The sequence below is a fragment of the Acinetobacter calcoaceticus DSM 30006 = CIP 81.8 genome, assembly GCF_000368965.1.
GTDB lineage: Bacteria > Pseudomonadota > Gammaproteobacteria > Pseudomonadales > Moraxellaceae > Acinetobacter > Acinetobacter calcoaceticus.
Genome location: NZ_KB849780.1, coordinates 1,947,660 through 1,960,575 on the forward strand (window position 1 = coordinate 1,947,660; position 12,916 = coordinate 1,960,575).

Below are 12,916 nucleotides of genomic sequence, written 5' to 3' on the forward strand. Positions count from 1 at the left end.
TTTTTCTTTTAGTTTAGGTTTCGATTTATGTCTCAAACAATCACACTGTATGTTGATGGTGCATGTCGTGGCAATCCGGGCTTAGGTGGTTGGGGCGCATATGTCATTACCGAGCAGGGTGAACATAAATTATTTGGCGGTGAACCGGATACAACCAATAACCGCATGGAGCTCACTGCTGCGATTGAAGGCGTTGCATTTTGCCCAACCGATGCTCATTTAATTATCTGGACAGATTCAAATTATGTGAAGCAAGGGATTACTGAATGGATTCATGGCTGGAAAAAGAAAAACTGGAAGGATGTAAAAAATCCTGACCTTTGGCAAAAATTAGATGCCGTCTGTGCCGGTCGAAATATTGAATGGCATTGGATTAAAGGCCATGCTGGACATGCAGGCAACGAAATGGCCGATGAGCTTGCAAATATCGGAGCTGATCAAACTGCCCTGCAAAAAAAAACAGTTCAAGCGACTGCCCTGCAAGATATAAAAAAGCCTGAAGAGGATTGGTTGCTTGATGACCCTTTTGGGTTTGATATGGCAGAAGTAACCGAAGAAGATAATATTGATCTTGAACAACCCGAAGAAGTTGAGATGATTATTGTGGAAGAAGAAGTTATTGAAGTTGAAACTGCTGAGCCAGAAAGTAAGCAACCAATTAATAATATTCATCCTCAAGTTGTTGTGACCGAAGCCAAATTACAATTACAAGGGCCTCGACAACTGATTCTTGATACAGAAACCACTGGTTTCTATTTCCAAGATGGTGATCGCATTATTGAAGTCGGCGCCATTGAAATGATTAACAGGAAACTCACTGGTAGTTCAATTCATATTTATATTAACCCGCAAAAACCAGTGGGCGACTCAGAAAATATCCATGGTATCAGTGATAATTTCTTAAAAGATAAACCGCTCTATGCAGACATTGCCGATACGCTCTTTGATTATCTAAAAGGCGCAGAGATTATTGCCCACAACGCGACCTTCGATATGAACTTCCTTGATATGGAGTTTAGACGCGCAGGCCTTCCTGCACTTTCTGAAGTATGTGAGGTAACAGATACTTTAGCTTTAGCAAAAAGCAAACATCCAGGACAAAAAAACTCGCTTGATGCCCTCGTAAGACGTTATGAAATTCCAGCACGTGATCGTACTTTCCACGGTGCATTACTCGATGCTGAAATTCTTTCAGATGTTTACCTAGCAATGACAGGTGGACAGGTTTCTTTTGATATAGATGCCTTATCTCAAAGTGAAAATAGCCTGAACACAGCAAATAAAACCAGAGTTCAAATTGAACTACCAGTTATTCTTCCTTCCGAAGAAGAGCTAAATACACATGAGACTTGGGTCAAAGAATTTGAGAAAAAACATGGAGAACCTTGCCTTTTTGCAAAATAAATTTTTGATTCTTTAGCGTTTTTAGCTTTTCCCCTTTGTAAGTTAAGTTATATTAGTCACATAGATTTTTAGCTCAAATTACCGAGCACTACGAATATAACAATTGATTTTTTTTGCAAAGGGGAACGTTTATGTCTGAGCACACTTCGATTCATTTCGATCCAACAGCTTTACTCATCATTAAACATGAAATTGATCGTTCAATAAAACTGGTTGAAGGCGCAGTAAGTACTTTAATTGAGGAACAAACACTCCCTTTCGGTATTGATGATGCATTAGAACAATTTAAGCAATGCACTCAAGTCCTCCGTTTAATTGATATCCCCTATCTTGCAAAAATCACTCAATATTCAACTGAGCTGATGCAAAAAATTATTGCGAAGCCAACGCAAATTAACACCAACGATGTCGTTGCACTGAGTGAAGGCACGACCATGGTAAAACGGTATATTGAGTTTATCTGTTTGCGTGAATTACAAGTACCTCAGTTTCTTCTTAATACATTAAACAATTTAGAATTAGCTTTAAATAAACCACTGACATCTTCTGGACAAGCGATTGCTCCTTTACTTGCAAATACTGCACTTGAACTCCCATTACCAGAAGTATTGATTAATGAAACAACTCAGTTTATTCATCAACTCTATAAGCTATCTCTACATCAATTTTTAAACAAGACAGAAGCTAATCATAATTTTCAAGCTTTTAAACTTATTGGTACCTATTTGGTCAGCATGGCAAACCACCAGCCAAGCCAACAATATTGGCAACTCGTAAATTATGCTTTCGGCCATATTGATAACCTTCTTTTAAATGATTCACGCCTACGTGTACTCATTAATATTGAAAGTTATATTGGTCAGTTCTTAGCAAGTCCTGAAACTTTTAAGCCTGATTTGGCTCCACTTGCAGATATTTTAAGTATTGTTATTGCTCAAGAAGATGAGGTTGCTCACCATATTCGCAACCAACTCCATATCGGTGAAGAAATACCTACAGATACTCAACTACTCGTTTTAAGCCGCCATCTTTATGGGCCTGACTTTGACACCATGCACACAGTCAGCCAATTAATATTGAGCGAAATGAACAAAGTGCGTAATGATATTGAATATAACTATCAAAATATGTCGACTGAAAAAGCACAGCAATTACAAACGAGCCTTTTGCAATTAGCTTATACATTTAAACTGCTTAATCTTGATGAAGCTGCATCTGAACTATCTCAACAGGCAAATAGTTTAAGTCAGCTCAACATACTAAGTAATGAAAACTATGCTCAGCAGCTTATGGACAGCATTTTATCTGCCATGAACTCAATTGGTATTTTGGTACGCCAATATACGTCTAGTCGTTTACAGCTTAATGTGAACAATACAAATATTTCTTTAGATCGCCTTGATGAGGCACATCAAGCCTTACTCACCGAGACAAAAAATTTAATTGATTTTATTTGTCAAAGTCTTACCTTGTATGCAAATGATCAGACACAAAATATTGAAGCAATTGCAGGTTCATTAAAAGAGCTAGCAGGTGCGGCCGAATTTCTAGGAAGTACAATTCAACAAGATGCTTTACTCCAAACTGCTCAATTTGTTCAACAACAACTTGAACAAAACCAGCCGTTTAATACAGACCAAATTCACTGTATTTTTAACGTATTAGCAGGCCTTGACATGTTGGTTGACAATTTAAAAAATAAACAACCTGTTCTACAATCCATGTTTAATGTAGCATTGTCGAGTAGTCAACAACTTCAAAAAAAGGCAGCTTAATGTCTGAATTATCACTTGCTTATATTTTCCATCATCAACAATTACTGGTTGATCAAAACCTTCAACTACCCAAAGTCGAAAAGTTAGCAAGTGATTTACTTTTCACTCATGATGAGCAGGTCATTGCACGTGACTTGCTTGCTGAGGAAGCTATACCAGAAGGCTTACAACTGGTTCCAATTCGCCAACTCATTACAAGTTGGTCGAAAGAACAGTTTTTGCAAGCGAGCCGTGCTGTACAGTTACTTGAATGGCGACGCAATCATAAGTTTTGTAGTCACTGCGGACACCCAACCGAAGTTCATCCAACTGAATATGCAATGGTGTGCCCATCTTGTCGCTATCACCAATATCCTCGTGTAAACCCGTGCATAATTACCGTCATTACTCGAGGTGATGATGAAATCTTACTGGCGAAGTCAGTCCACAATAAAACCAATATGTATGGTTTGATTGCAGGTTTTGTTGAAGTTGGTGAAACTCTTGAAGAAGCGGTACAACGTGAAGCTTTTGAGGAAGTAGGCCTAAGACTCAAAAATGTTCAATATATGTCAAGTCAGCCTTGGCCTTTCCCGAGTAACCTTATGGTTGCGTTTCGAGCTGAATATGAGTCTGGTGAGATTAAGCTGCAAGAAGAAGAAATTGCAGATGCACAATTCTTCAAAATTGATCAATTACCTGAAATTCCATTTAAAGGTAGTATTGCTCATTCAATGATTATGCAGATTACCCAAGCTGGGTAATCTGTTGTGTTTTAAACGATATTCTCGTTTAAAACACTTCTTCAAGAAAATGTAAAATAGTTCTTTTAGTCCTGAAATAATGACTAATAAAACTAGAAAGGCTGGCCAAAATTGTAATATGTCCAGTTTTAGGAATCACGGCGATATGGCTGTGATTACCCTTCTCTCTAAGCGCTTGATCCATATCTAAAGTATTGTGCTTTTTTACAATCTGATCATTTTCAGCCATTAAAAGGTAATGTTTAATATTATTTTGATTAACGAAATAATATGGCATGACTTCTTTATAAGAGGTGCTTTGATCAAAAGCATCTTCGGCCAGTGGATCACCTTTATAGTCAAAATGATATGGGCCAGCTAAACCGATTATTGCCTTAATTTTCCCTAAACACTCAATTTTAGTTGAATCAGGGTGATAAACAGCAGACATCACATTAAATGCCCCTGCCGAATGCCCCATAAGTACAATATTTTCTGTAGAAATTTCCAGTTTTCCCTGATTTTGATGTAAATAATTCAATGCTTGAGTTAAGTCATCAACAAAGCTTGGGAAAATATTTTTAGGTGCTAACTGGTAGTTAATAACAGCAACGTCATAACCTTCTTTGGCAAATGTCTCACCAATAAAAAGATAATCTCGTTTATTACCATGCTGCCAAGCCCCACCATGCACAAAAACAATGAGAGGCTGATGAGTTAGCTTTTTAACAGATCGGTAAACATCCAAACGGTGGCGAGGCTTTAGGCCATAACGAACATTTGGAATCTGTTCAAAACCATCTTTTGGCGTAAAACGGTTTAAAGCAAAACTCCCCAAATCATACAGGCGGAACTCTTTATAAAGAGTTCGCGCCTGTTCAATTTTGCTTTGTAGTTTTTCAATCAGATTCATATATTACTGTGCAGTCGAAGCAGGATCTGTTTGGTCAGGATCAATTGCAACAGGTGTTTGAACTGTTGGTTGAGCAATGACGTTATTAATAATCGGTGTAGTTGTTGCACTACCCGTACTTGCAGCTGGCGCAGGTGCCAAATCAACATTATCAATTAAAGTGACAATTTTGGTAACGTTACCGACGTTTTGTAAGACGCTATTTAAATCATTAATTTCAGCTGTATTTAAACGTCCCATTACATAAAGTACGCCATCTTCGGTATGTACCAGAACCTTACTATCAGAAACCACAGGTGCTTTCATTAAAAGAGCACGCGTATTTGCTGTTACACCAGCATCTTGCATGATGGTGTTATAGCTGACTTTGTTACCCACCGTAATATAGTTATGTACGGCTTTCACATCACTCATGGCTTTAAGATTGTCTTCTGCCAATTGTTTCAAGTACGGGTCTGGCACTTGGCCAGTTAATAAAACTGTACTATGGAAACTTTCGATATTAATACGTGACTGCTTGAAACGCTGATCAAGTTTATAAATGTTGATATTGGCTGTACGTTTAATTGAAGAGTCAATGAATACTTGGCCTAGACTGCGGACACCACTATCTGTGCCCACTGGAGCTGTGCCTGTTCCACCAGAAATAAAACTTGCGCAACCTGATAAACTTGCGACACAAAGCATTGTTACAGCAATACGTTTTAACACTCCACCAGACTCCTATCAATTTCTTGGCTTGATCATAAAGCATCAGACTTAAATTTGCTCAAAAGAGTAATGAACTCTTAATCCAAAGTAAATGCATTTTCGATCCATTGCAGATCATAATGGAATTTTGAAAAGTCTTGCTGTACTGTTTTTGCAATTTTCTGTGGAAAATCAAAACAAATCACATCAAAACGACAATAAAAATCCTGATAAGATGGATAGCGCTGTAAAAAACGCATCGCAGTTTTGATAATTTTCTTCTGTTTTGTCCACGTTACCATTTCACAAGCCTGCCCATAATTTCCTATAGTGCGTGCTTTTACTTCAACAAAAACTAACTCTTGCCCTCTTTTGACGATTAAATCAACTTCGCCACGGCGTGAATGGTAATTACTTGTGACCCACACATAGTTTTGTGCTTGTAAAAGGTTTAACGCAGTTTGCTCTGCCCATTTCCCCAACTGCTGTGCTAATAACATTTTTATTCCCCCAAATTAAAAAGTAGCTCTACATATTTTTATGCGTCAGTTATTTTCTTAAATTCATCTGCTATCTCAGATCTAAATTGAACAAATGAGAATCAGATCATTTTCGAAAAGCTCAAGCTGGCAGACATTGTTCACGCCCAAATCATAATTTCGGGTAAACTACCCCATTAAAATTGTTTATCTGTACGGAGTAAAACCAAATGAGTGCTCAGTTATTTGTAGTAGCCACCCCAATCGGGCACTTAGATGATATGACTTTCCGTGCAATTGATATTTTAAAATCAGTTTCTATTGTAGCTGCCGAAGATACTCGCCAATCAGCACAATTATTTAAGCACTATAATATATCGACTCAACTTACTGCATGTCATGACCACAATGAAAGCAATAAAATTGAGCAGTTAGTTCAAAAACTACTTGCTGGCGATAGCGTTGCTTTAATTAGTGATGCAGGTACACCGCTCATTAGTGACCCAGGGTTTAAATTAGTTCGTGCTGCTCAAGAGCATGGCATTAGAGTCGTTCCTGTGCCGGGTGCATGTGCTGCGATTGCTGCTTTAAGTGCTGTAGGTTTACCGAGTGATCGTTTTAGCTTTGAAGGTTTCCTTCCATCTAGAGCTTCACAACGTATTTCTCAATTAGAAAAACTCAAAAACGAAACCCAGACCTTAATTTTCTATGAAGCACCTCATCGTATTTTAGAGTCTGTTAAAGATATGGCTCAAGTATTTGGTGAAGACCGTCCTGTAGGATTTGCACGTGAAATTACTAAAACCTTTGAAACCATCAAAAAAATGACGTTAAAAGATTTGGTCAGCTTCATTGAAAATGACCATAACCAAGAAAAAGGTGAAATTGTAGTGGTTGTGGGTGGTGCAGCTGCAAAAACAGATCTAGAACAAGAAAAACTAGACGAGCTTTTAAAGCGCTTACTCCAAGACTTATCTGTTAAAGCAGCATCTCAACTTGCTGCCGATTTAACAGGAATTAAGAAAAAAATCGCTTATCAACGTGCGTTAGAGTTAACACAATCGTAATTTTTTAATTAAGTATGGTGATGACCAATAGTCTGTGTCATCACCATGACTGAATTTTGCATAATAGTATTAAAGATAAAAATAACTTCAAAATCAGAGCAAACTTTATGGCTTTTAAAAGTACCTAAATTCTATCTCAATATGTGTTTCGCTGACTCCACAATAGTCTCCGTCAGTGCATCTAACTGTTTAGACTGTCTTTTCCAATGATGCCAATACAACGGGATGTCAAGCTCAGCTTCGGGTATAACATCCACTAAAGTTCCATTTTTTAGTAAAGATTGAACTTGAAGCTCGGGCACCATGCCATATCCCAAACCCAATTGAATCGCTTTCACAAAGGCATCTGTAGCTGGAATAAAACTGTAAGGATAGCTCTGCAAAGGCAACCCATAATATTTCAGTAATACCTCTGAATGCATAAGGTCTTTATGGTTAAAAATGACAGCTGGTGCATTTCTTAAAGTTTCTCGGTTTACGCCATGTTTAAACCAATCAGCAGCAAATTCAGCCGAAGCCAACATTTTATAACGCATTTTTCCGAGTGGTTGAGCTAAACAGCCTGACATGACCTGCTCTTCTGCCGAAATACAGGCATTGACTTGTCCTGTTTCTAATAAAGTATGCGTGTGAGATTGATCATCAATTTTTAGTTCTAATACTATTTTTTCTTTAAAAAGGGTTTGCTGAATGCTCGGTAAAAGCCAAGTCGCTAGCGAATCCGCATTTGAAGCTAGAGCAATTTTGTAGAACTCTGATTCAGATGATTTACCCATCAAACCTTGTAATAAGTTTTGCTCCATTAATCGTGTATGACGTAAATGCTGTAGTAGCGTTTGCCCTGCTTGAGTGAGTACACATGGACGACCACGTATAATTAAAATTTGACCTAAATACTTTTCTAAAGCCTGCACGCGTAAGGATACTGCCGAGGGAGTAATATATAAATGCTCACCTGCGGCATCAAAACTTCCCGCTTCTGCTACTGCAAGAAAGGCTTCACATTGTTTGCTATCTAACATATCAAACCTAAATTTTTTTTAGCCAAACCTAAATATTCTTAATTTTACTTATTTCTTAAGAAAAAGTCAGATAATTCCCCCAACTGATTTTTTCACCTTACTGTTATGTTCTCTCTTAGTATATTTTTTAAAGGTTTCGGTATTGGTAGCGGGCTTATTGTAGCAATTGGTGCTCAAAATGCTTTTGTTCTAAAACAAGGGCTTAAACAGCAGTATGTATTTTGGCTATGTTTAATCTGTGCGCTTTCCGACTCGATTCTAATCGCTTTTGGTGTATTAGGTTTTGCCGAAATCATGACGGCCTCTCCTATTCTAATTACGGTAGCTAAATATTTAGGAGCAACGTTCTTATTGGTTTACGGTGCGAAAGCATTCTATGCAGCCTTAAAAACGACCCAGAGTATGGAGCTTGATAGCAGCCAGAAACAGACTTTAACTCAAGCCCTAGTGACCTGTCTTGCCTTTACTTGGCTCAACCCACATGTCTATTTGGATACTATCGTTCTGATCGGTTCAGTTGCAACCCAGCTAGAAGACAAAATTAGTTTTGCTTTGGGCAGCATTGTTGCCTCTTGGATTTTCTTTTTTAGTCTGGGTTATGGCGCAAGATTATTAAAACCATTATTTACCAATCCAAAAGCTTGGAAAATTTTAGACTTTATTATTGGTTGCGTTATGTGGAGTATCGCAATATCACTACTCATCTAGTTCATTTAAAACAGCAAAAAGTACCATGTTTAAATGGTACTTTTATACGCTTAAAATTATGCTTGAGAACCCAACACCAGCTTTGACTGTTTTCTTTCTTGCTGTGATTGCTTTATAACGGCGTAGCCAGAAGATACACCTAAGTAAGCAATTACAAAGGCAACAAATAAATCGGGAAATACACTGCCTGTTCCAAATACCCCAACCGCCGCTAAAATTACAGCAACATTGGCAATAGAATCGTTTCTACTACATAACCAGACAGAACGCATATTGGCATCTCCATCGCGGAACGCATAAAGCATCAGAGCCACTGAAACATTCGCAATTAAAGCCATCACGCCAATTGCGCCCATCACCATAGGTTCAGGTGGAACACCATGGAAATACGACCAGACCACTTTTCCAATGACAAAAACGCCAAAAGCTGTCATCGTTATTCCTTTCATTAATGCTGCTGTTGCACGCCAATATAAGCTCATCGAAAGAACAACTAACGATAACGCATAGTTTGCTGCATCTCCGGCAAAATCTAATGCATCTGCCCATAGTGAAACCGATTGGGCTTTGTAACCACCCAAGATTTCCACTACGAACATCAATGCATTAATGATAAGTGCAATCCATAGCGCTTTTCTAAACCGTGGACTCACTTTCTTTGAAGGAGAACATGTTGAAGCACAACCACATCCAGCCATTTCATTTCCTCTAAAACTCTTTTATAGTGATTAAAAACCCTCGAGTAGCTCCAGAGTCAAGCCTTATGAGTCTTTCTATTGGTCAATTATCAAAAAAAGCGGATGTCCCAATTGATACGATCCGTTATTACGAAAAAGTAGGTGTACTTGATCGTATCCAACGTTCAGAAAATAATTATCGTATTTATACTGAGCAAACACTTGGCGACCTATTGTTTATTAAGCATTGCCGCGAATTAGATATTTCACTCAGTGATATTAAAACGTTAAAAGAAATGAAAACTCAGCCTAAACAGGCATGTACGAAAATTGATAATTTAGTAGATAAATACTTAAATGAAGTATCAGAAAAAATTGAACGATTATTGCTTCTAAAAGAATCTTTAATTGATTTAAAACAGCACTGCTCTACCAATCGAACAGTAGATGAATGTGGGATTTTAAAAGAACTGCAAAGCTCTCCTTAAACCTGTTTTGGTAAATTCATACAAATAAAAAAGCACCACTCATGTGATGCTTTTTTAAGATTAATGGTCGCTATGTTCATCAGGAGGAACTTCGGTAATTCTCCCACCCCGAGCTAAAAATGCAGCGATTTCATCTTCCAGCGCTTGGCGCTGTTTCTGTTTAGCAGTGACAGTCAGCGTTTCTGCCTCAGCAAGATCAGTATCACTCATACTGCCTGCTTCTTCATCAGCTGCACCGCTTTCTGCTGCTTTCGCTTCATCTTCATCTACAGCAGAATCTTCTGCATCTTCATAATCATTGATATCTGACATTTCACACTCCCCAGAATGATTTTATTGCATCATTGCTATGGTCCCAAGACCTCAGAAATTTAGCAACCTCTTTGCATTTAGCAAAGAGCCAATTTGGTCAATTCCGTATCTTTTATGACCAAATTGGTAATGATATATAAATGATTGTTCAAAAAATATCTACTGGCATTTAATTCGCTTAGTAGAATATAGGCCCAGTAAATATTTTAATGCCTATAGCGGGTACTTTGTAAAGCCCCTAAACCATTTGCTTGTTGCATAAATTTATCTTTTAAAACCGGAATCTGCTCAACTTGCTTAAGGCCCATATTACGAGCCCAAACGATTGGGAATAATTCACTACTTTCAAGCCAACCAATTACCGACATGCTATGCATCATTGCATCATTCTGACCTTTACGGCGATGCTCATAGCGCATTAAAGTTTGATCATGTGCCCATACACCACGGCTTAAATCGTGAAGCAACACGTCACACAGTACTGCTGCATCAAGACAGCCAATATTTACCCCTTGTCCAGCAAGTGGATGAATCACATGTGCGGCATCACCAATCAAAGCTAAGCCTGCTTTTACGTATTGTTTTGCAGCGCGAGCTTTCAGCGGGAATTGTGCTCTGGAACGAACGTCTAATACTTCACCCAACATGTGTTGGCTTTCTTGAGTTAAAAGCTGCATAAACGCAGTATCGTTTAAAGCTGAATATTCATCGGCATAATCATCTGGTAGTGTCCAAACAATTGATTGCCAGTATCCGTTTTCAGTTTCTTCAAGACTTGCCATAGGTAAATATGCCAAAGGTCCTGTAGGTAAGAAAATTTGACGGGCAACATAATGATGGGGTTTTGCAGTTTTAATGGCACAGCTAATGGCTGCTTGTTTGTAATCCAGTACATCGAGGTCAATAAAAGCCTGTTCACGTACAAATGAATTAGCACCATCTGCACCAATCAGCAGTTTAGTTTTAAGCGTAGTACCATCTGCCAATTGAATATGCCAACATCCAACACCCTGCTCAATACGAGTAACACGAACTTGGGTACGGTAATCTGTTAATTGCTCCAACATTTTTTGTTGAATGGCAACATTTAATACACTCGGTTCAACCATAGAACCTAACGCTTGTTCTGGCATCGGTCTTTGTATGGACTCATGGCCAAAATTAATTTCACCATAACCATTAAGATTCCAGACCTGCATGCCCGTATAAGGCATTTGACGCGCAAGATCATCCCAAACATTTACCGTTTTAAGCAAATGAATGGTCGCTTGGCTAAGCGCTAAAACACGTGGATTCATCACACTTAATGTTTTCTCAACATCAAGTACAGGAGCCGCATCAAGCACTGTGGGTTGTACGCCACCTTGCGCAAGTAATAAAGCAGTTAAACCACCAACCAATCCACCACCCACAATGACGACATCCAACACTTCACTCATGCTTTTAACCCCATTGCATAGTTAGCCACCAACGGTTTTACACCCGGAATAACATCAAATGCAATTAATCCTGTATTACGAATTAATTTTAATAATGGATTTTGGTTACTAAAACCACGGACTACAGTGTCACAGAACTTAATCACCCGCTGCTGATCTGATAAACGAGCTTGTTCATAGGCAAGTAAATTATCAGGGTTACCCAAATCATCAGAAGTGCTTATCTGGTTCACTAAATAACGCACCAAAACATCTGCATCACGTAGGCATAAATTAAAACCCTGTCCTGCAACAGGATGAATTGTATGCGCTGCATTACCCATTAAAATAACGCGACCTACAGCTTGTTTATGTGCAAGCACTTGTGAAAGTGGATAGCTAAAACGTTTACCCGTTTTTTCAAACTTACCCGCTCGGTCACCATAGGTTTGTTGCAAGGCACTTAAGAAGTGTTGGTCATTTTCATCGCCCAGCCATTCATTTTCGGTGCCTTTTTTTACAGGCCATACAACCGAACGGCGATATTCACCCGGTAAAGGCAATAAAGCTAAAGGACCTAATGCACTAAAACGCTCAAAACCAACATGCTCATGCGGTTTCGATGTCTGAACCGTGGTGACAATTGCAACCTGATCATAATCATGGACATCCACACCGACGCCAATTGCCTGACGACAAAAAGAATCACGTCCATCAGCCGCAATTAATAATTTTGACTCAAGCTTTAAGATTTCCTCACCACGCTGAGCTTCAATATGTACTTGTTCAGCATCTTGAGTTAAAGCTGTAACTTGTACGCCATCAATCAACTCAATCAAAGGTTGTTGACGCACTTGAGTTAACAGAACACGACCAAGCCAAGCATTTTCAATCACTTGCCCAAAGCTTTCGACTTTTTCTTGTTCTGCGATTAAACGTGCTTTACCAAAACTGCCTTGCTCAGTAATGTGGACTTGTAAAATTGGAGTAGCATGTTGCTGTAATGCATCCCACAACCCTAACTTTTGATAAATTTGCACACTACGACGTGATAAAGCCGTATTACGTGCATCAAAACTCGAATGATAAGGGGCAACATTTTGATCATCATAGTTTGGGTATTTCACAGCTTCCAATAGCTTTACTGTAATATTGGCCTTCGCTAGCATGAGTGAAAGGCTCAACCCCACCATACCCCCACCTACAATAATCACTTGTTGTTGCATCGAGTTTTGCTCCTT

14 protein-coding genes are annotated in these 12,916 nt (G+C 38.7%); 6 read left to right on the plus strand and 8 right to left on the minus strand.

What is annotated here, in order from left to right:
• Window positions 1-27: 27 nt before the first annotated feature.
• From dnaQ to nudC, 3 genes are all read left to right on the plus strand, one after another.
• Window positions 28-1,404, plus strand: coding sequence for a DNA polymerase III subunit epsilon (dnaQ, locus tag F936_RS14085; RefSeq protein ID WP_004641866.1), 1,377 nt, complete (start codon window positions 28-30; stop codon window positions 1,402-1,404).
• Between the two features lie 131 nt (window positions 1,405-1,535).
• Window positions 1,536-3,179, plus strand: a complete 1,644-nt coding sequence (locus F936_RS14090; protein ID WP_005048310.1) for a hypothetical protein — start codon at window positions 1,536-1,538, stop codon at window positions 3,177-3,179.
• Entirely contained in the window at window positions 3,179-3,922 is a 744-nt protein-coding gene (nudC, locus tag F936_RS14095; RefSeq protein WP_004641863.1) for an NAD(+) diphosphatase, read from the plus strand. Before F936_RS14090 ends, nudC begins: the two co-directional genes overlap by 1 nt.
• 28 nt (window positions 3,923-3,950) lie before the next feature.
• Here nudC and F936_RS14100 read toward each other — a convergent pair whose 3' ends face one another.
• From F936_RS14100 to F936_RS14110, 3 genes are all read right to left on the minus strand, one after another.
• Window positions 3,951-4,814, minus strand: a complete 864-nt coding sequence (locus tag F936_RS14100; RefSeq protein ID WP_005048312.1) for an alpha/beta hydrolase — start codon at window positions 4,812-4,814, stop codon at window positions 3,951-3,953.
• A gap of 3 nt (window positions 4,815-4,817) precedes the next feature.
• On the minus strand, window positions 4,818-5,525 hold the full coding sequence (locus F936_RS14105) for a BON domain-containing protein (protein WP_003652832.1): 708 nt from the start codon (window positions 5,523-5,525) through the stop codon (window positions 4,818-4,820).
• A gap of 77 nt (window positions 5,526-5,602) precedes the next feature.
• Entirely contained in the window at window positions 5,603-6,004 is a 402-nt protein-coding gene (locus F936_RS14110; protein WP_005042129.1) for a YraN family protein, read from the minus strand.
• A gap of 209 nt (window positions 6,005-6,213) precedes the next feature.
• Here F936_RS14110 and rsmI point away from each other — a divergent pair, with 209 nt between their 5' ends.
• Window positions 6,214-7,050 carry a 16S rRNA (cytidine(1402)-2'-O)-methyltransferase gene (gene rsmI / locus F936_RS14115; protein ID WP_005042132.1) on the plus strand — a complete coding sequence of 279 codons (837 nt, stop codon included), beginning with the start codon at window positions 6,214-6,216 and terminating at the stop codon, window positions 7,048-7,050.
• A gap of 131 nt (window positions 7,051-7,181) precedes the next feature.
• Here rsmI and F936_RS14120 read toward each other — a convergent pair whose 3' ends face one another.
• Window positions 7,182-8,072 carry a LysR family transcriptional regulator ArgP gene (locus tag F936_RS14120; RefSeq protein ID WP_005048314.1) on the minus strand — a complete coding sequence of 297 codons (891 nt, stop codon included), beginning with the start codon at window positions 8,070-8,072 and terminating at the stop codon, window positions 7,182-7,184.
• Window positions 8,073-8,177: 105 nt separating this feature from the next.
• Between F936_RS14120 and F936_RS14125 the strand changes: the two genes are divergently transcribed.
• Window positions 8,178-8,780, plus strand: a complete 603-nt coding sequence (locus F936_RS14125) for a LysE/ArgO family amino acid transporter (RefSeq protein WP_005048316.1) — start codon at window positions 8,178-8,180, stop codon at window positions 8,778-8,780.
• Window positions 8,781-8,836: 56 nt separating this feature from the next.
• On the opposite strand, the gene F936_RS14130 is transcribed toward F936_RS14125, so the two are convergent.
• A complete protein-coding gene (locus tag F936_RS14130; protein WP_004641857.1) occupies window positions 8,837-9,478 on the minus strand; it encodes a cation efflux transmembrane domain-containing protein in 642 nt (213 codons plus the stop codon).
• A gap of 65 nt (window positions 9,479-9,543) precedes the next feature.
• On the opposite strand from F936_RS14130, the gene F936_RS14135 reads away from it, so the two are divergent.
• Window positions 9,544-9,945, plus strand: coding sequence for a MerR family transcriptional regulator (locus tag F936_RS14135; RefSeq protein WP_005048318.1), 402 nt, complete (start codon window positions 9,544-9,546; stop codon window positions 9,943-9,945).
• Window positions 9,946-10,005: 60 nt separating this feature from the next.
• On the opposite strand, the gene F936_RS14140 is transcribed toward F936_RS14135, so the two are convergent.
• The 3 genes from F936_RS14140 to ubiH all read right to left on the minus strand — a co-directional run bounded on the left by F936_RS14140 (window position 10,006) and on the right by ubiH (window position 12,901).
• Window positions 10,006-10,257 carry a hypothetical protein gene (locus F936_RS14140; protein WP_003652849.1) on the minus strand — a complete coding sequence of 84 codons (252 nt, stop codon included), beginning with the start codon at window positions 10,255-10,257 and terminating at the stop codon, window positions 10,006-10,008.
• Between the two features lie 206 nt (window positions 10,258-10,463).
• A complete protein-coding gene (locus F936_RS14145; RefSeq protein WP_005048320.1) occupies window positions 10,464-11,696 on the minus strand; it encodes an FAD-dependent monooxygenase in 1,233 nt (410 codons plus the stop codon).
• Entirely contained in the window at window positions 11,693-12,901 is a 1,209-nt protein-coding gene (ubiH, locus tag F936_RS14150; RefSeq protein ID WP_005048322.1) for a 2-octaprenyl-6-methoxyphenyl hydroxylase, read from the minus strand. The genes F936_RS14145 and ubiH overlap by 4 nt, the downstream gene beginning before the upstream one ends.
• Window positions 12,902-12,916 lie beyond the last annotated feature (15 nt).

Excerpts from the sequence above, each read along its gene's own strand:
- F936_RS14135 (WP_005048318.1), top strand. The coding sequence starts at position 9,544 with ATGAGTCTTTCTATTGGTCAATTATCAAAAAAAGCGGATGTCCCAATT.
- F936_RS14130 (WP_004641857.1), bottom strand. The coding sequence starts at position 9,478 with ATGGCTGGATGTGGTTGTGCTTCAACATGTTCTCCTTCAAAGAAAGTG.
- F936_RS14100 (WP_005048312.1), bottom strand. The coding sequence starts at position 4,814 with ATGAATCTGATTGAAAAACTACAAAGCAAAATTGAACAGGCGCGAACT.
- F936_RS14125 (WP_005048316.1), top strand. The coding sequence starts at position 8,178 with ATGTTCTCTCTTAGTATATTTTTTAAAGGTTTCGGTATTGGTAGCGGG.
- dnaQ (WP_004641866.1), top strand. The coding sequence starts at position 28 with ATGTCTCAAACAATCACACTGTATGTTGATGGTGCATGTCGTGGCAAT.
- F936_RS14140 (WP_003652849.1), bottom strand. The coding sequence starts at position 10,257 with ATGTCAGATATCAATGATTATGAAGATGCAGAAGATTCTGCTGTAGAT.
- F936_RS14145 (WP_005048320.1), bottom strand. The coding sequence starts at position 11,696 with ATGAGTGAAGTGTTGGATGTCGTCATTGTGGGTGGTGGATTGGTTGGT.
- F936_RS14110 (WP_005042129.1), bottom strand. The coding sequence starts at position 6,004 with ATGTTATTAGCACAGCAGTTGGGGAAATGGGCAGAGCAAACTGCGTTA.
- F936_RS14090 (WP_005048310.1), top strand. The coding sequence starts at position 1,536 with ATGTCTGAGCACACTTCGATTCATTTCGATCCAACAGCTTTACTCATC.
- rsmI (WP_005042132.1), top strand. The coding sequence starts at position 6,214 with ATGAGTGCTCAGTTATTTGTAGTAGCCACCCCAATCGGGCACTTAGAT.
- F936_RS14120 (WP_005048314.1), bottom strand. The coding sequence starts at position 8,072 with ATGTTAGATAGCAAACAATGTGAAGCCTTTCTTGCAGTAGCAGAAGCG.
- ubiH (WP_005048322.1), bottom strand. The coding sequence starts at position 12,901 with ATGCAACAACAAGTGATTATTGTAGGTGGGGGTATGGTGGGGTTGAGC.
- nudC (WP_004641863.1), top strand. The coding sequence starts at position 3,179 with ATGTCTGAATTATCACTTGCTTATATTTTCCATCATCAACAATTACTG.